The organism is Sphingomonas sp. (genome assembly GCF_032114135.1).
Taxonomy (GTDB): domain Bacteria; phylum Pseudomonadota; class Alphaproteobacteria; order Sphingomonadales; family Sphingomonadaceae; genus Sphingomonas.
Genome location: NZ_DAMCTA010000002.1, coordinates 411577 through 429795, shown reverse-complemented (window position 1 = coordinate 429795; position 18219 = coordinate 411577). Strand labels below are relative to the sequence as shown.

The following is an 18219-nucleotide window of genomic DNA, read 5'->3' as shown; positions in this document are numbered from 1 at the left end:
AACCCGGCTATGCTCTTCTTGACATTTGCCTTGCCGGCGCGCCAATGGTAGCGCTATCACAATCCGAAACGAATTGGTGAGAGGTCCCTTGGAAGCGCTTAGAGACATGCTGCCTGCCGATCATGCGCAGGCGATCCTGATCGGTCGCGTGCAGACCGCTGCCGGGCCAAGCCCGGTCGTCCTCCGCGATGGCCAGGTGATTGACGTATCCGCAACGGCGCCCACCGTCGCCGATCTTCTCGAGCGCGACGACATCGCTACGCTCAGCGGTGAAACGCTGTGCAGCGTCGACGCGCTCGGAACCGATTCGGCACCGCAGATCCTGGCGCCGATCGACCTGCAATGCGTCAAGGCCGCTGGCGTCACCTTCGCGGTCTCGGCGCTGGAGCGCGTGATCGAGGAACGCGCCCGCGGCGATTCGGCCAAGGCCGCCGAGATCCGCGGTGATCTCGAAGCCAAGGTCGGCTCGGGCATCCGCTCGGTCGTCCCCGGCACGCCGGAGGCCGCCAGCCTCAAGGCCGCGCTGATCGACGCCGGCATGTGGTCGCAATATCTCGAAGTGGCGATCGGGCCGGACGCGGAAGTGTTCACCAAGGCGCCGGTGCTGTCGGCGATGGGCTGGGGCGCCGAGATCGGCATCCGCTCGGACAGCGACTGGAACAATCCCGAGCCGGAAGTCGTGCTGGTCGTCGATCGGAACGGCACCATCAAGGGCGCGGCGCTCGGCAACGACGTCAACCTGCGCGACTTCGAGGGCCGCAGCGCGCTGCTGCTCGGCAAGGCGAAGGACAACAACGCCTCGACCTCGATCGGCCCGTTCATCCGCCTGTTCAACGATCATTTCACCATGGACGACGTGCGCAGCGCGGTGGTCGACCTCACCATCGACGGGCCGGAGGGCTATCGTCTCTCCGGCACCAACAAGATGAGCGAGATCAGCCGCGATCCCACCGAGCTGGTCCGCCAGACGCTGAGCGAGCACCAGTATCCGGACGGCTTCGCGCTGTTCCTCGGCACGCTGTTCGCGCCGGTCCAGGATCGCGACCATCCCGGCCGCGGCTTCACCCACAAGCCGGGCGATGTCGTCCGCATCTCGACGCCGAAGCTCGGCACGCTCGTCAATCGCGTCACCACGTCGAAGGCCGCCGCGCCCTGGACGTTCGGCATCCGCGATCTGATGCGCAATCTCGCCGCCCGCGGCCTTCTCTCCAACGCATAAGGGTGTCCATGTCCCAAGCCGATCTCCAGCAGGGCCCGATTCCGGCCGCTGAGCGTGCCGTCTATCCGAGCCTTAGGGCCAAGCGGGTCCTGATCACCGGTGGTGGTTCGGGGATCGGCGCCGGGCTGGTCGAAGGGTTCGTCCGCCAGGGCGCGGACGTGACCTTCTTCGACATCGCCGAGGACGATTCGAAGGCGCTGGTCGCCAGCCTGTCGGACGCGGCGATCGCACCGCGCTTCCACAAGGTCGACCTCACCGACATCCGCGCCGCGCAGGCGCAGGTGCAGGCGCTGATCGAGGCCGAGGGCGGCTTCGACGTGCTGCTCAACAACGCCGCCAATGACGACCGCCACACGATCGAGCAGGTGACCCCGGAGTACTGGGACAATCGCATGAACGTGAACCTGCGCCACCAGTTCTTCATGGCGCAGGCGGTGACCCCGGCGATGAAGGCCAAGCGCGCGGGCGTGATCATTAACCTCGGCTCGATCTCCTGGCACCTCGCGCTGGAAGAACTCACGCTCTACCAGACCGCCAAGGCGGCGATCGAGGGCCTCACCCGCAGCCTGGCGCGCGAGCTGGGCCCGGACGGCATCCGTTCGGTCTGCATCGTCCCCGGCAACGTCAAGACGCCGCGTCAGATGAAGTGGTACACGCCCGAGGGCGAGGCCGAGATCGTCAAGGCGCAGTGCCTGCCCGGCCGCCTGGTGCCGGACGACATCGCCGCGCTGGCGCTGTTCCTTGCATCCGACGATGCACGCCTGATAACGAGCCACGAGTTCTTCGTGGATGCAGGCTGGAGATAAGATGACCGACAAGGTGGTGGTTTCGGCGCCGGAGAGCGTGTGGGGGCTCGCTGCCCCGCTTCTCGAAGGCCCGGTGTGGGTGGAGCGCGACGCCGCGCTGTGGTTCGTCGACATCAAGAGCCACAAGATCCACCGCTATGATCCCGCCACCGGCGACAAGCAGAGCTGGGATGCGCCCGCCCAGGTGGGCTTCGCGCTCCCGGCGGCGAGCGGCGGCTTTGTCGCGGGGCTGCAGACCGGGCTTGCCAAGTTCGACCCCGCTGACGGCAGCTTCACCCCGCTGGTCGATCCCGAACCCGGCCTGCCCGGCAACCGCCTGAACGACGGCACCGTCGATTCCGAAGGCCGCCTGTGGTTCGGCACGATGGACGATGGCGAGAGCGACGCCAGCGGCGCCATCTACCGCCTCGCCGCGGACGGGACCTGTGTCGCATCGACCCCCAAGGTTTCGATCACCAACGGCCCGGCGGTCTCCCCCGACGGCAAGATTCTCTACCATGTCGATACGCTGGGCCAGGTCATCTATGCCTGCGACATCGCCGCAGACGGCACGCTGGCCAATCCCCGCGAATTCGTCCGCATCGCCGAGGGCGAAGGCTTCCCGGACGGCCCGTGCGTCGACAGCGAAGGCTATGTGTGGGTGAGCCTCTACGCCGGCTCCGCGGTGCGCCGCTATTCGCCGGCGGGGGAGCTGGTGGAGACTGTGCCGTTCCCAGTCGATGCGATCACCAAGATCGCGTTCGGCGGCCCGGACCTCAAGACGGTCTACGCCACCACCGCCAACAAGCACCTCTCGGCCGAGGACAAGGCCGCCCGGCCGACCTCGGGCGACCTGTTCAGCTTCCGGGTGACGGTGGCGGGCCAGCCGACCCCCATGATCCGCGTCGGCATCTGACCACCCTGTTCCTCCCCGGGACCGTTCTGGGGAGGGCAGATGCCGCACGCGCACCCTTGGCAACAATCGCGACCAACTTCGTGCGGTGTAAGGCTCGCGTCATCTTGCGCATCTAGGCTATTCCCTGCCGGAAACAGGATCGCGCGTGCGCGGGCTTCGAGGGGGGGGATTGTCGATGCATGGTCATCGTCTCGCACGCCTGTGGATTGCCACTCTCCTGGCGACGAGCTGTGCCAGCCCAGCACTTGCCGGCGACTGCCAACTCGCCAAGATCGCCGAGCTGAAGGTGACGATGAAAGGTCTCGAACCGATCCTCGACACTACCGTCAACGGCAGGTCCGCGCCTTTCCTGCTGGACAGCGGTGCGTTTTTCAGCATGATCCCGCAACCGGTGGCCAAGGCACTCGACCTTCCCCTCTCCCCCGCGCCGCCGGACTTCCGGCTTCGCGGCATCGGCGGCAGCACCGACACCCAGATAGCCCGCGTCGCGCATTTCGGCCTTGCCGGTGCAGACCTTCCGAACATCCAATTCCTGGTCGGCGGGTCCGACAGCGGCCAGACCGGGCTGCTCGGGCAGAACGTCCTTGGCCTCGCCGACGTCGAATATGATTTCCCGGGCGGCGCTGTCCGGCTGTTCCGGCCAAAGAATTGCGGCAAGACCGCCTTCGCCTATTGGGCCGAAGGCAAGCCCTTCTTCGAGCTTGCGATCCAGTCCACGGAGGAGGCGCGCAACCACACGGTGGGCACCGTGGAACTGGACGGTGCGAAACTGAAGGCGATCTTCGACACCGGTGCCGAACGCACGGTAATCTCCCTGCGCGCGGCCGCGCGCGCGGGGGTAAAGCCGGGCAATCCCGGGGTGCAGCAGGCAGGGCGGTCGTTCGGCATCGGCAAACGCGCGCAGCAGGGCTGGATAGCCAGTTTCAAGCTGCTCAAGATCGGCAATGAGGAACTGCACAATGTGCGGCTGCGCATCGCCGATATGGGCGACCTCGACACCGACATGCTGCTGGGCGCGGACTATTTCGTGTCGCACCGCGTCTATGTGTCGAATGCCCAGCGTCGGATCTACTTCACCTATACCGGCGGCCGCCTGTTCGACACGACCGCGAAGCTCGATACCGCAAGCGGCTTCAGCACCCAGGGTGCGCCTGATGCGGGCGCGCAGCTGGACGCGGAAGGCTATGCGCAACGCGGCGCGATGTACCAGACGCAGCGGGACCTGCCGCACGCCATCGAAGCCTATTCGCAGGCGGTGAGGCTGGCGCCGAAGGATTCGCGCTATCTGCGGCAGCGGGCACTGGTCTATCTGGCGGCGGGGCGCCCGATCCTCGCGATGGACGATCTCGACGCCTCGCTCGCGCTCGACCCCGCCGACAGCGCTACACGCCTGACCCGCGCGGCGGTGCGGGAACGTGCCGGCAATACCCGGGGGGCAATGGAGGACCTCGACCTCGTCGCCGGGCAACTGCCGCGCGAGGACATGCAGCGGCTGCGCATTGCACATCTCTACACCGCGCTAGACGCGTTCGATCCGGCAATCGGCCAATATGATCTGTGGCTTGCCTCCCACCGCGAGGATGGCCATCGCGCGGAGGCACAGAACGGGCGCTGCTGGGCATTGGCACTCGCCAATCGCGACCTGAAGCGCGCGCGAAGCGATTGTGACGCGGCGGTCCGCGCCCTCCCCTCCAACGCCACCTATCTCGACAGCCGTGGTCTGGTAGCGTTCCGCGAGGGCAATCGGGCAGGCGCGCTCGCCGATCTCAATGCATCACTGGCGATCCGACCCCGCCAGGCCTGGACGCTCTACTTGCGCGGGGTGATCGAGGCGCAGGCGGGCCAGAGCGACGCCGCGGCGAAGGATATGGCAGCAGCGACCGCGATCGCGCCGCACATTGCCACCCGCGCCGCCAAATATGGCATCGCGCCCCCGCCAAAGAGCTGAGGCGCCCCCTCCTCTATTGGAACATCGCCCGGGTCAGCCCGGCGATGCCGGTGCGGACGCGCTCCCAGCCGGCTGCCTCGCTGAGGTCCAGCCCGAGGAACCGCCCGTTCTGCGCCCCCGACAGCACCAGCTGCTGGATCGCCGCGATCAGCAGCGCATTGAGCACCGGTGCGTCGATTCCCGCCGGTCGCTGCAGCGTGCCCCGCTCGCGGGCGATCCAGGCGCTTAGCGCCTTGCCACGCGCCTCGGTGAAGGCGGTGGCGAGCTTGGAGGGGGCAGAGAGTTCCCAGGCGAGAATCTTCTGCGCCAGCGGATCGCTGCGCAGCGCATCAAGCAGCGCTACCGCCACACGCGCCATCATCTCGGCATAGGTGGCGGGCGGCGGCACGTTTTCCGGTCGCGCCAGCGCGGTTTCCATCCAGGCGGAGACATCGGCGGCGATTGCCTCGGCGAGGCCGTCCATGCCGCCGAAATAGCGGTAGATCAGCTGCTTGTCATAGCCCGAAGCGCGCGCGATGGCGTTCACGCCCCAGCGGGCAAAGCCTTTTTCGGCGAGCAGCGTCTTGGCCGCCGCCAGGATCACGCCCCGCGTATTCGCCGCATTGCGCGGCCGCTTTGCCGGTGCCGTCTCGTCCACCCCGTCCATCCCCCGTTGTTGGCGATGGTTAACTATCACTGACGGGTGACACTTGCCATATCCGGAATGGGCCGGAGGTTTCGCTGGCATCAGTCACCCTCACCCTCCCACTGCCTTCGGCAGCGGGCCCCTCCCTCTCCCGCAGGCGGGAAAGGGAGGGAGGCGCGCAGCGCCGGAAGGGTGAGGGTGAGTCAGGGCCCCCACCCCACCCAGCCTCAATGATTATGCCGCGGCACCTTCAGCCCGGTACCCCGATACTTGGTGGCGAACTCCAGCACGCCGCCCTCGTGCAGCTGGCCCGACTTCTCCCGGTACAGCTCTTCCCACGGCGTGTTGCTCGGCGGGATCGGCGGCGCGGGCTCGCCCTTGCGGCGGGCGATCTCGTCCGCCTCGACCAGTGCGTCCACCCGGCCTTGGTTGAGGTCGATCCGGACCACGTCGCCAGTGCGCAGCCAGGAAAGCCCCCCGCCCGCCGCGCTCTCCGGCGAGGCGTTGAGGATCGACGGGCTGTCCGACGTGCCCGACTGGCGGCCGTCGCCCAGCGTCGGCAGGCTCTGGATGCCCTTCTGCAGAATCGCATCGGGCGGCTGCATGTTAACGACTTCCGCCGAACCCGGCCAGCCCAGCACGCCGGCGCCGCGGATTACCAAGATGCAATTCTCGTCGATGGCGAGCGCCGGATCGTTGATCCGGTGGTGATAGTCGTCCGACCCGTCGAAGACCACCGCGCGGACCTCGAACACGCCCTCATGCCCAGGCTGGCACAGATAGCGCGCGCGGAAATCCTCCGAGATCACGCTGGTCTTCATGATCGCCATGTCGAACAGGTTGCCGGTGAGCACCAAGAACCCCGCCTTTTCCATCAGCGGCTTGTCGAGCGGGAAGATCACGTCCGGGTCGAGCACGCGGGCCTCAGCGACATTCTCGGCCATGGTGCGGCCGGTGCAGGTCGCGACGCTGCCGTCGAGGATCCCCGCCTCGACCAGCAGCTTGAGCACCGCCGGGATGCCGCCGGCGCGGTGGAAGCGCTCGGAGAGATACTGCCCCGCCGGCTGCATGTTGACGATCAGCGGCAGGTCATAGCCGGTCTGCCAGTCCTCGGGGGTGATGGTGATGCCGGCATGCGCGGCCATCGCGTTGAGGTGCGGCTGGGCGTTGGTCGAGCCGCCGATCGCGGTCAGCAGCTTGATGGCGTTGAGGAAGCTCTGCTTGGTCAGGATCTTCGAGGGGCGGAGGTCCTCATAGGCCATCTCGACAATGCGCTTGCCGGTTGCGTACGCGATCTGGCCGCGTTCGCGGTACGGCGCCGGAATCATCGCGCAGCCGGGCAGGCTCATGCCCAGCCCCTCGGCCATGCTGTTCATCGTCGAGGCGGTGCCCATGGTGTTGCAATGGCCCGAGGACGGCGCGCTTTCCATCGCGCGGCGGAGGAACTCGGCCTCGTCGATCTCGCCCGCCGCCATCTTGCGGCGCGAGCGCCAGATCACCGTGCCCGAGCCGACCAGCTCGCCCTCATGCCAGCCGTCGAGCATCGGCCCGCCCGACAGGACGATCGCCGGGATGTCGACGGTGGAGGCGGCCATCAGCGACGAGGGCGTGGTCTTGTCGCAGCCGGTCGTCAGGATCACCGCGTCGATCGGATAGCCGTTGAGGATCTCGACCAGGCCCAGATAGGCGAGGTTGCGATCGAGCGCCGCGGTCGGGCGGCGGCAATTCTCGAAGATCGGGTGGAGCGGGAATTCCATCGGGATGCCGCCGGCCGCCAGGATGCCTTCGCGGGCGCGCTTCACCGTCTCCAGATGGATGCGGTTGCACGGCGCGATGTCGCTGCCCGACTGGGCGATGCCGATGATCGGCTTGCCCGAGGTCAGCTCCGCGGGCGTGATGCCGTAGTTCATGAAGCGCTCGAGGTAGAGCGCGGCCATGTCGGCGCGGCCGGGGGCGGCGAACCATTCGCGCGATCGGAACGGACGGACGGGCGTGCGGGTCACGATATTCTCCCAAACCAAACTCCCCTTCCGCTTGCGGGAGGGGTCGGGGGAGGGGCTGAAACGGGCCTCTCCCGCCTGTAATCATCCCCTCCCCCAGCCCCTCCCGCAAGCGGGAGGGGAGCGCAGAAGGACGGGTTTGGAGGCTTTTACCCCTCCATTGCCTCCAGTTCCTTGCCCTTGGTTTCCTTGATGAACTTCAGGACGAGGAAGAAGCTGACGGCCGCGCAGACGGCGTAGAAGGTGTAGCTGGCGGCAAGGCCGAGCTTCGATGCCATCACCGGGAAGCTCTGCGCGATCAGATAGTTGGCGAACCACTGGGCGAAGCCGCACACCGCCAGCGCCGAGCCGCGGATCTGGTTCGGGAACATCTCGCCGAGCATCACCCACATCACCGGGCCCCAGCTGACGTTGAAGAAAATCACGTACAGGTTGGCGGCGATCACCGCCGTCTTGCCGAGATCGGGCGAGAGGACCAGCTTGCCGGCCGCGTCGAGCGAACCATGGCCGAAGGCATAGACGAGCACGAACAGCGTCACCGCCATGCCGGCCGAGCCGATCAGCAGCAGCGGCTTGCGGCCGATCTTGTCGACCAGGCCGATGGTGACGAGGCAGGCCGCGATTGAGACCGCGCCCGAGACGATGTTGATCAGCAGCGAGTCCGCTTCGGTGAAACCCGCCAGCTGCCACAGCGTCGAACCGTAATAGAAGATCACGTTGATGCCGACGAGCTGCTGGAACACCGCGATCACCAGGCCCGCCCACAGGATGGTGCGGATCTTGCCGGTGCGCGGGTCGATCAGGTCGCGGAAGCTCGGGCGGTGATCGGCGGTGAAGCTGGCGCGGATTTCTTCCAGCTTGGTGCGCGCGGTCTGCGGACCGAACAGGTCGGTCAGCACCTTGGTGGCTTCCTCGGTACGCCCCTTGGCGACCAGGAAACGCGGGCTTTCAGGGATGAAGAACAAGGCGACCAGGAACACCGCCGCCGGCAGCGCCTGCATCAGGTACATCCAGCGCCAGGCCTCCAGGCCCGCCCAGAACTTGTTGGTCGAGGTACCGGCAGCGCCTGCCAAATAATAGTTGACCACGAACGCGGCGGTGAGGCCGGAGATGATCATGATCTGCTGCACCGTGGTCATGCGGCCGCGGATGTTCGCAGGGGCGACTTCGGAGATATAGGCAGGCGACAGCACCGAGGCGGCGCCGACCGCGATACCGCCGGCGATGCGGGCGATGACGAAGATCGTGTGATCGTGCGCGAAGCCCTGGACCAGCGCACCGACGAGGAACAGCAGCGCGGCCAGCCGCATCACGTTGCGGCGGCCCATTTGGTCCGCCAGCGTGCCGGCGAAGAAGGCGCCCGCGACGCAGCCGATCAGCAGCGAGCCGACGGTGAAGCCAAGCCCGGCCTCGTCGAGGTTGAACGCCGCCTGCAGGCCCGGCTGCGTGCCGTTCACCGCGCCGCTGTCATAGCCGAAAAGCAATCCGCCGATCGTGGCTACGGCCACGATGGCGCCGATCAGGCCGATATTGGCCCGCTCCGCCGTCTGATTCATCCGATCCCTCTCCTAGGCACCCCAGCAATATGGAGCGATTTGTTAGCGGTAACGCTGGCCCGTGCAACCAGGAAAAGCAAGCCGGCAGGCGCGCATGCGCAACTTTCTGCCAGCGTTGTCCTATCGCCGGGGTGGCGGCGCGCAGGATTCGCGCACGATGAGCTGATGTGCAAGCACTTGTTCCGGCTCGTCGATCTTGCCGTTGGGCCGAAGCTCGTCGAGCAACATGGTCAGCGCCGCCTCCGCCATCGCCGCGATCGGCTGGCGGACAGTGGTGAGCTCGGGCCACATGGTCGTGGCGAGCGCGGTATCGTCGAACCCGACGACGCTCAGGTCCTGCGGCACGTGCAAGCCGCGGCGGTGCGCCACGCCCACGGCGGCTGCGGCCATGTCGTCATTGCTGGCGAAGATGGCGGTCGGCGGGGTGGGCAGGTCGAGCAGCGCCTCGCTAGCGACGATGCCCGAGCGGAAGGTGAAATAGCCTTGCTCCACCGGCATTGCGGCGAGGTCCAGCCCCGCCTCCTCGATCGCGGCGCAGAAACCCCGGTAGCGCTCGGCGCTGGAGGTCTGGTTGGGGTTGCCGCGGATGAAGCCGATATGGCGGTGGCCCATGTCGATCAGGTGCTTCGTCATCGCGCAGGCTGCGGCGAAATCGTCGATCCGGACGTTGAGGCTGCCCTCGGGCGGCAGGCCCATCGCCACCGAGACCCAGGGAATGCCCGCCGCTTCCAGCTCGTCGCGCACCGCGCCGACTTCGGAGAGCGGCGGCGGCAGGATCACGCCTTGGACATGGGTCTGCACGAAGCCGCGGGTCGCCTCGGCCTGTTCCTCGGCGCGCTCGCCTTCGCAGGCTTCGAGCACGAGATGGCACCCCGCCCGCCGCGCCGCGGCCAGCGCGCCGATCAGGAATTGCGAGAGATAGGCGGCCGACGGGTTGGAGTAGAGCAGCCCGATCTGGGTCGCTTCCCCTGCAGCCAGGCTGCGCGCGGCGCTGTTCGGCGAATAGTTGAGCTTGGCGATCGCCGCGAGCACGGCTTCCCGAGTCGCGTCGCGCACATTGGTGCCGCCGTTGACGACGCGCGACACGGTCATGGCGGAGACGCCTGCCTCCCGCGCCACATCCTGTACGGTAATGCTGCCCCGACTGCGCCGGCTTGGTTTGGTCATCCCCCCTCCTGCACGAACGCTTAAGTGCGCGCTACCACGATTGCAATCGTTCGCGGCCCCCTCCCTCGCACCGGTTGACCGGCGTCGTCGCGCTCCCTTATAGCTGATAGCGCTACCACCATGGCAAGAGGCGATGGCAGAATCGTCGCCCGCCTTCAGGGAGAGGAACATGCGCTCTTTTCGTCGCGTCGCCGCGCTTGCCATCGCCGCGAGCGCTCTGACCCCCTTCGTCGCCGCACCGCCCGCCGCCGCCCAGACCGAGCGCGCCGGCAAGCCGCTGTACAAGGACGCCAGCCAGCCGATCGAGGCGCGCATCGACGATCTCCTCGCGCGGATGACGCTGGAGGAAAAAGTCCAGCAGCTCCAGGCGCTGTGGCTCAACAAAGCGATGGTCCAGGACGCCAAGGGCGAGTTCGATCCCGCCAAGGCGAGCGCCAGCTTCCCCAACGGCCTCGGCATGATCTCGCGCCCCTATGACCGCCGCGGCGTCGTCGCAGCCCAGGGCGGCGCGGCCGGGGCGGTCGCAGGCGCCGTCAACCGCAGCCCCGAGGAAACCGCGCGCTACGTCTATGCCGCGCAAAAATGGGCGATGGAGAAGACCCGGCTCGGCATCCCGATGCTGATGCACGAGGAATCGCTCCACGGCCTGGTCGCCCCCGGCGCGACCAGCTTCCCCCAGTCGATCGGCCTCGCCAGCAGCTTCGACCCCAAGCTGGTCGAGACCATCTTCTCGATGGCGGCGAAGGAAGCCCGTGCCCGCGGTGCCAATCTCGTGCTCGCCCCCGTGGTGGACGTCGCCCGAGACCCGCGCTGGGGCCGCATCGAGGAGACGTACGGCGAGGACCCGTATCTCGTCACCCAGATGGGCCTCGCTGCGATCCGCGGCTTCCAGGGCACCACGCTGCCGCTCAAGTCCGACAAAGTGTTCATCACCCTCAAGCACATGACCGGCCATGGCCAGCCCGAGAACGGCACCAATGTCGGCCCGGCTTCGCTCGGCGAGCGGACGCTGCGCGAGGATTTCTTTCCGCCCTTCGAACAGGCGGTGAAGACGCTGCCCGTGATGTCGGTGATGGCCAGCTATAACGAGATCGACGGCATCCCCAGCCACGCCAACAAATGGCTGCTGACCGACGTGCTGCGCGGGGAATGGGGCTTCCAAGGCGCGGTGGTCAGCGACTATTTCGCGATCCGAGAGCTGATCACCCGCCACCACATGTTCAAGGATCCGAAGGACGCGGCCCAGCGCGCGCTCGACGCGGGCGTGGATGTCGAGACCCCGGACGGCGAGGCCTACACCCATCTCGTCGAGCTGGTGAAGGAAGGCAGGGTCAGCCAGGGCGAGATCGACAATGCCACCCGCCGGGTGCTGCGGATGAAGTTCGAGGGCGGGCTGTTCGAGAACCCCTATCCCGAAGTGAAGCTGGCGGCCGCGCGCACCAACACGCCGGAAGCGATCGCGCTTTCCCGCCAGGCGGCGCGCGAATCGATCGTCCTGCTCAAGAATGCGCAGGGCCTGCTGCCGCTCGACGCCAAGGGCATCAAGCGGATGGCGGTGATCGGCACCCACGCCAAGGATACCCCGATCGGCGGCTATTCGGACCTGCCCAACCATGTCGTCAGCGTGCTCGAGGGCATGCAGGCCGAGGGCAAGGGCAAGTTCGCGGTCGACTATGCCGAGGGCATCCGCATCACCGACCATCGCGAATGGTCGAAGGACGAAGTGAAGCAGGTTCCGGCCTCGGTGAACGACCAGCTCCGCGCCCAGGCGCTGGAGACGGCGAAGAACGCCGATGTCGTCGTGCTGGTGCTCGGCGGCAACGAAGCGGTGAGCCGCGAGGCCTGGGCCGATAACCATCTCGGCGACAGCGAGACGCTCGATCTGCCGGGGCCACAGGACCAGCTGGCGCAGGAGCTGATCGCGCTCGGCAAGCCGGTCGTGGTGATCCTGCTCAACGGCCGCCCCTATGCAGTCAACTACCTCGCCGAGAAGGCCCCGGCGCTGATCGAGGGGTGGTATCTGGGCGAGCAGACCGGCACCGCGCTCGCCGACGTGGTGTTCGGCCGGTACAATCCGGGCGGCAAGCTGCCGGTGTCGGTGGCGCGCAACGTCGGCCAGCTGCCGATATACTACAACAAGAAGCCGAGCGCGCGCCGCGGTTATCTGTTCGGCGACACCAGCCCGCTCTACCCCTTCGGCTATGGCCTGAGCTACACCAGCTTCGACATCGCAGCGCCCCGGCTGGGTACGTCGACGATCGGCATCGCCGACAAGGCGACGGTCGAGGTGGACGTGACCAACACCGGCAAGGTCGCCGGCGACGAGGTGGTGCAGCTCTACGTCCATGACGACGAGGCCTCGGTGACGCGGCCGGTACTCGAGCTCAAGCGCTTCGAGCGCGTGACGCTCAAGCCGGGCGAGAAGAAGACGGTGCGCTTCGAACTGACGCCCGACGATCTGGCGCTGTGGAACAGCCAGATGCGCCACGTGGTCGAGCCGGGCACCTTCACCATCTCGTCGGGCCCGGACTCGGCGACGCTGAAGAGCACGACGCTGACGGTGCGGTGATGCTGGGGAGGCTGCGGACCGCCGCAGCCTGACGTCCCCGTTTTGGCGACAGACGGTCCGCGAAGCCACGGCTTCCGGCGGCCGATTTTTCGTAGCTGCGTATCGTGGCGCACCGCCGAGCGGCGCTGTTGCCACCGACCGAAGTTCAGGAAGTTTAGGCCCGCGCGCGTTTCGTCGAGTCTGGCCTACGCGCCGACCCGCGCTGCAAAGTTTACGAAGTTTAGGCTCGTGCAATTTCAGCGCATGCAACGCCCGAACACAGATCGAGGCGCCGAAGCATGTCGCTTCACGCGTAAAAGGGAGGGATCAAACGCGATCAAAGAGCGGCTGCTCGAAGGCAGGCATGCCAGTACATATAGGGAACACAGACCCGGTCACAAGGCGGCGGTTCTGTGGTCAGCGGTGCGACCGACGAGTGCAGGGAATGTCCCAGGACCAGGTGAAAAGCAGATGCGGGCCACCGGGTCACAAGACCGCCTTGTGAACTTGCGCATCGCCGGTTGTGCCGATTTGGACACCACTTCTAAGCATAACCTTGCGAAGCCGCTTTCCCGTGATTACCCCAATTACAATGAGCGAAACGCTCACATTTTAGGGGGGATCAACAATGACGGTTCATGGATTCAAGGCGGTTGCAGTGGCCATCGCGGTAATGGCTTCGGGACCAGCCAGCGCCGCAACACTCTATACGCAGACGTTCGATGTTTCGGGGAGCGCATTTGCCAGCCAAAACGACAGCCAAGGCGTTGGCAACTATGCGACCGTTTTTGATAATTTCACGCTTTTCGGATCCAGCACCGTAACCGGCCTGAGCTTTGTCGGAAGGTATTTCAATCCGGCAACGCCCTCCCCGATCTCTCAGTTCACCGTCAAATTCTATTCCAATAATGCCGGCCAAGTCGGCCCTACGCTCTCGACCTTTTCGATTCCCGGCGACGGCAACGAGAGCTGCAACGCTTCTGCGATCTGCACCTATACCCTTGCCCTGAATTTCGCGGCAACGGGCGGCACCCCATATTGGATGTCGATCGTGCCCGACGCCGCTCGTTCGTCCCAATGGGGTTGGGCAACAGCGCAAGGCGGCGATGGCGCCAGTTTCCAGAACTTCGTCGGGATCGTCCGGCCGCAATCGTACGACATGGCGTTCACGCTGACGGGCGACAGCGCCGTCCCGGAGCCGGCGACCTGGGCAATGATGCTGGGCGGCTTTGCCCTAATGGGCTCTGCCGTCCGACGTCGCGCGCGCCTCGCCCGCGCGATCGGCTAGACGCCAGCCCAGATCTCCCCGGCCCGTCGGCATCCTGCCCGGCCGGGGAAATTTCCGAACGTCCGCACTTGGGACGCTTGGCGATACAATGCGCTGCCCTCAATCATCCATCCACGCTGCCACCCATAACAGCGGCGCGTTCCAGTTGATCGCCACTTCGTTGAGCGCATAGGCGTGGATGTCGTCGGCCCAGCAGGTCTGGGCGACGCACTTGCCCTTCAGGTGCATCGCCACCGTGTCCGCCATCGCCGTGTCGTTGGGCCCGCCCGAGAGCACGCCCGGCGGCGGCCCCGGCAGCTTGGCGTCCAGTGAGTGCGCCCAGAAACGGTGGTGCGGGTGCTGCAGCGACCGCGTGCCGTAGCCGCTGACATAGGACGTCCCCATCGGGTTGCGCCCGAGCAGATAGTCGAGCGCCGAGACGATGCCCGCGCGGTACTTTGCGTCGCCGGTCAGGTCACCCGCCACGCCCAGCAGCATCGCCTGGTTCATCAGGTCGCCGTTCGATCCCCAGGGATAGCCCTGCGCCTTGTAGGGGATCGCATAGCCGTTCTGGCGACGCTGCGCGAGCATGCCGTCCGCCGCCGCGATCAGCGTCGCGCGCAGCTTCTGGACCTCGGCATCGCGCAGGCCCGTCTTCGCCGTCGCCAGCGTGATTGTGCCGAGTGGGGCGGTGAAGCTCCAGCCGGGCGCGCGAACCGCTTCGCCGAAATGCGGCGAGCCGGTCACCGCCTTGCGGAACGCTTCCTCGCCGGTGGTCGCGTAGAGTTCGGCGGCGGCCCAGTAGAATTCGTCGCGCAAGGCGTTGTCGCCATAGCCGCCGCTGCCGGTAAAGCTGCTGGTGGCATAGACCTGCGGGTTGCGCTGCGCTGCGGCCCAGGCGCGCCGCGCGGCGGCTAGGCAGCGGGCGGCGAAGGCATCGTCCACCCCGCGCCAAAGCCGCGCGCACTGCGCTGCGGTTGCCGCCAGGTTGAGCGTCGCGCCGGTGGTCGGCGGGTAGAGCAGCCGCTCCTCCCGGTCGTCCTGCGGCGGGGTAGGCAGCGTCGTCCAGTTGCGATCGGCGACTTTCTGGTGTGCCATGCCCCCGGCATCGATCTCGGCGAAGGGCGGGAAGCTCCGCTCCCAGGCGGGACGGCCGGGTTTGGGCGCGCCGAGCGGGCCCGAGGGTACGCGGGTGCGGACACCGTCCGGGATCTGCATCCGGAGCAGGAATTCCATCTCCCAGCGCGCTTCGTCGAGCAGGTCGCTCACGCCGTTGCCGCTTTCGGGGATGCGCAGCGATCCGTCGGGGAAGGCCTTGGGGCGGCGCTCATAAGCGTTGAGCAGCGTCCACAGCGCGATGCCGCCATTGACGACGTACTTGCCGTGATCGCCGGCATCATACCAGCCGCCGGTCACGTCGAGCGTGTAGCTGCAACCCGGCCAGTTCGTGCCGCGCTCGTCCGCGCCGGCGAAGCAGCCGGCGAACTCCCGTACGTGCCCCGCAGGGCGCGCCCAGGCCGCGCCCGCATATTTCGCGTCGATCGGAGTGCCGGCGCGCTGCTGGTAGAAGAAGTTGGCGACGTCGCGTGCGAGCGATGCGTAGAGCCTCGGCGCAATGGCGAACGGATCGCTGGTCACCCCCGCGACCGACAGCCGATAGCCCTTCCCCGCGTGGCGAAAGCCCGAAAAGTCGATCCGCTGCACCGCTGCGCCGGAGCTCGCATCGGGGCCATAGACCAACGTCTGGCCCTGGCCGACCTGCCTGCCGTCGGCATCCAGCAGCAGCCAAGACAGCGCTGTCGTCCCTGCGCCCCGCACGACGGCCAGCTTCACGTCGGCGGGCTCGAACCCGATCTGGTTGACGTCGATCGCTGGCCGCTGCTGCGCGGCCACCGGGCTCGCCAGCACGATGCCGGCGAGCAGCCACCCGTTCCGCTTGCGCATCCTGCCCCCGTTATTTGCCGTTGCCGGGCGCGTGCGGCGTCCGGATCGCTTCGTAATAGCCGAGCGGATGCGGCGGGGCCAGATGGCCGGCCGGCAGCGGGCGCTTCGATAGCGACTGCCAATAGGCGATCGACGCATCGCGCCACCACTGCGCCTCCTCGCGCTGGATGGCGAGGAAGTCGCGCACCTCGGACCAACGGCGGGCATCGACCTTGCCTTCCAGCCCGGCCCAGCGGTGCTGCATGTCCTCCACCGTGGCGATGCCGGTGTCGTAATGCGCGATCAGGCTGTCCCACAGCGTTTCGCCCGAGCGCATCCGATAGTCCCAGGGGACATGGTGGAACCAGAGCAGCAGGCTGTCCGGCACCGTCTTCAGGTCGCCCCAGCGCTTCGCCACCTGCGGCGCATATTGGCCCAGCGCGTTGGTGCCGGTGGGGGTGCGGTCGAAGCCGATGCCGTTTGCGTCGGCGCGATGATAATAGGCCGGGTTCCATTCGGGGCGGGCAAGGTCCGACACCCAGGGCCCCGGGCCGTAATGGTGACCCGTCGCCATCACATGGCCGAGGCCGAGCGGCGTCATGTAGTTCACCACCGCCTCGCGCGATTCCAGCATCATCGCGACGATGGGATCGACCACCGCCGGATCGGGGCTCCAGGTCAGCCGCGCCCAGTCGCGGGCGATGTCCGCGGCCTTGGCGTCGGGATCCCAGGCGAGCCGGCCATAGGCGTACCAGTTGGCCTGATCGAACAGCGAACCGCTCCAGTTCATATCGGTGCCGATATTGGCGACGCCCGCCATGCCGGTGAGCGCCTTGGGGGCGACCGGCGTCTCCAGCAGCTTGGCGACGGTGCTGCCGGCACGCGGCCGGAAGGTGTCGCTCTCCAGCACCTCCTCCCACATCGTGCCGAGATAGGCGAGGTGCGTGGCGAAGCCGAGATACTCCTTGGTGATCTGCACCTCGAGCATCAGCGGCGTCTTGGGCATCGCGCCGAACAGCGGGTGGAAGGGCTCGCGCGGCTGGAAGTCGATCGCGCCGTTCTTCACCTGGAGCAGCACGTTGTCGCGGAACTTGCCGTCGAGCGGCACGAACTCGTCGTTCGCCTGCTTGTGGCGATCGGCGTCGTTATGCTCGGAATAGACGAACGCCCGCCACATCACCACGCCGCCATGGGGCGCGAGCGCATCGGCGAGCATGTTGGCGCCGTCGGCATGGCTGCGCTTGTAGTCGGAAGGGCCGGGCTGGCCCTCCGAATTGGCCTTGACCAGGAAGCCGCCGAAATCGGGGATGACGGCGTAGATCTCGTCCGCCTTGGCCTTCCACCAGGCGCGCACCGCCGGGTCGAGCGGGTCGGCGGTCTTGAGCCCGCCGATCTCGATCGGGGCGGAGAAGCGCGCGGTCAGGTAGATGCGGATGCCATAGGGGCGGAACACCCCGGCCAGCGCATTCACCTTCTGGAGATAGGGCGCGGTGAGGATGTCGGCATTGGCGTTGACGTTGTTCGGCACCACCGCGTTGATGCCGATCGAGGCATTGGCGCGGGCATAATCGGTGTAGCGCGGGTCCTTGTAGCCCGGCAGCTTCTGCCAGTCCCACAGCGACTGGCCGGCATAGCCGCGCTCGACATAGCGATCGAGATTGTCCCAATGATCGAGCACGCGCAGCTGCAGCTTGGGGGCATCCTGCACGTCGAGCGCGTCGAGGGATGCGCGCAGCTGAAGCAGCTTGAGCAGGCGGAAGCTGCCATAGAGCAGCCCGGTGTCGCTGTTCGCGGCGATCAGCGTCACCTTGGCGCCGCCGATCGTGGCGGTGCGGAGCAGGAAGCCCTCTCGGCCGAGCGCGGCGAGCGGCAGCTTCATCCCTGCGAGCAGCGGCGAGCCGGCGGTGGCGAGCACCACGCCGCCCTCGCCCTGCACCGCGCTGGCATGCGCCGGCGCCGATCCGATCAGCCCGGCAAGCCCGCGGTCCAGCTCGTCGAGCGCGGCGCGCACCGTCGGGCGGCTGCCGTCCGCCACCACATAGCGGAGCTTGGGCGCCACCCGCTGCACGGTACCCGCATCGAGCGGCTGGTAGTGCAGCCACAGATCATACCCGGTTTCGGCATGCGCCTGATTCGCAAAGGCAAACGCCGCAAGAATCCACAAAATCGCCCGATATGCCGCCTGCATTGCGCCCTCTCTCTGCCGCGATCGTTCGCGTTGTTGACAAGCGTGTAGCAGGCCGGAGATGGTACCGCTACCAAGCA

The 18219-nt window shown here is 67.1% G+C and carries 12 protein-coding genes; 6 read left to right on the top strand and 6 right to left on the bottom strand.

Annotation, left to right across the window (positions count from 1 at the left end; genetic code table 11):
- Window positions 1–106: 106 nt before the first annotated feature.
- From RT655_RS14000 to RT655_RS13985, 4 genes are all read left to right on the top strand, one after another.
- Window positions 107–1219 (top strand): fumarylacetoacetate hydrolase family protein, encoded by a 1113-nt coding sequence (locus tag RT655_RS14000; protein WP_313538486.1) that lies wholly within the window; start codon window positions 107–109, stop codon window positions 1217–1219.
- 8 nt (window positions 1220–1227) lie between these two features.
- Entirely contained in the window at window positions 1228–2025 is a 798-nt protein-coding gene (locus RT655_RS13995) for an SDR family oxidoreductase (RefSeq protein ID WP_313537844.1), read from the top strand.
- A gap of 1 nt (window position 2026) precedes the next feature.
- Window positions 2027–2920, top strand: coding sequence for an SMP-30/gluconolactonase/LRE family protein (locus RT655_RS13990; protein ID WP_313537843.1), 894 nt, complete (start codon window positions 2027–2029; stop codon window positions 2918–2920).
- A 175-nt stretch (window positions 2921–3095) separates the two neighbouring features.
- Window positions 3096–4868, top strand: a complete 1773-nt coding sequence (locus RT655_RS13985) for an aspartyl protease family protein (protein WP_313537841.1) — start codon at window positions 3096–3098, stop codon at window positions 4866–4868.
- A 13-nt stretch (window positions 4869–4881) separates the two neighbouring features.
- Here RT655_RS13985 and RT655_RS13980 read toward each other — a convergent pair whose 3' ends face one another.
- The 4 genes from RT655_RS13980 to RT655_RS13965 all read right to left on the bottom strand — a co-directional run bounded on the left by RT655_RS13980 (window position 4882) and on the right by RT655_RS13965 (window position 10216).
- Entirely contained in the window at window positions 4882–5514 is a 633-nt protein-coding gene (locus tag RT655_RS13980) for a helix-turn-helix domain-containing protein (protein WP_313537839.1), read from the bottom strand.
- Between the two features lie 206 nt (window positions 5515–5720).
- The gene (locus tag RT655_RS13975) at window positions 5721–7499 is read right to left on the bottom strand and encodes an IlvD/Edd family dehydratase (protein ID WP_313538485.1); all 1779 of its coding nucleotides are present in this window, start codon (window positions 7497–7499) and stop codon (window positions 5721–5723) included.
- A gap of 143 nt (window positions 7500–7642) precedes the next feature.
- Window positions 7643–9049, bottom strand: coding sequence for a sugar porter family MFS transporter (locus tag RT655_RS13970; protein ID WP_313537837.1), 1407 nt, complete (start codon window positions 9047–9049; stop codon window positions 7643–7645).
- Between the two features lie 120 nt (window positions 9050–9169).
- Window positions 9170–10216 (bottom strand): LacI family DNA-binding transcriptional regulator, encoded by a 1047-nt coding sequence (locus RT655_RS13965; protein WP_313537835.1) that lies wholly within the window; start codon window positions 10214–10216, stop codon window positions 9170–9172.
- Between the two features lie 169 nt (window positions 10217–10385).
- On the opposite strand from RT655_RS13965, the gene RT655_RS13960 reads away from it, so the two are divergent.
- Entirely contained in the window at window positions 10386–12785 is a 2400-nt protein-coding gene (locus RT655_RS13960; RefSeq protein ID WP_313537833.1) for a glycoside hydrolase family 3 N-terminal domain-containing protein, read from the top strand.
- Window positions 12786–13392: 607 nt separating this feature from the next.
- Entirely contained in the window at window positions 13393–14052 is a 660-nt protein-coding gene (locus tag RT655_RS13955; protein ID WP_313537831.1) for a PEPxxWA-CTERM sorting domain-containing protein, read from the top strand.
- A 99-nt stretch (window positions 14053–14151) separates the two neighbouring features.
- Here RT655_RS13955 and RT655_RS13950 read toward each other — a convergent pair whose 3' ends face one another.
- Window positions 14152–15975: a glycoside hydrolase family 9 protein gene (locus RT655_RS13950; protein WP_313537829.1), complete on the bottom strand. Its 1824-nt coding sequence runs from the start codon at window positions 15973–15975 to the stop codon at window positions 14152–14154.
- 10 nt (window positions 15976–15985) lie between these two features.
- Window positions 15986–18142 (bottom strand): alpha-glucuronidase family glycosyl hydrolase, encoded by a 2157-nt coding sequence (locus tag RT655_RS13945; RefSeq protein ID WP_313537827.1) that lies wholly within the window; start codon window positions 18140–18142, stop codon window positions 15986–15988.
- Window positions 18143–18219 lie beyond the last annotated feature (77 nt).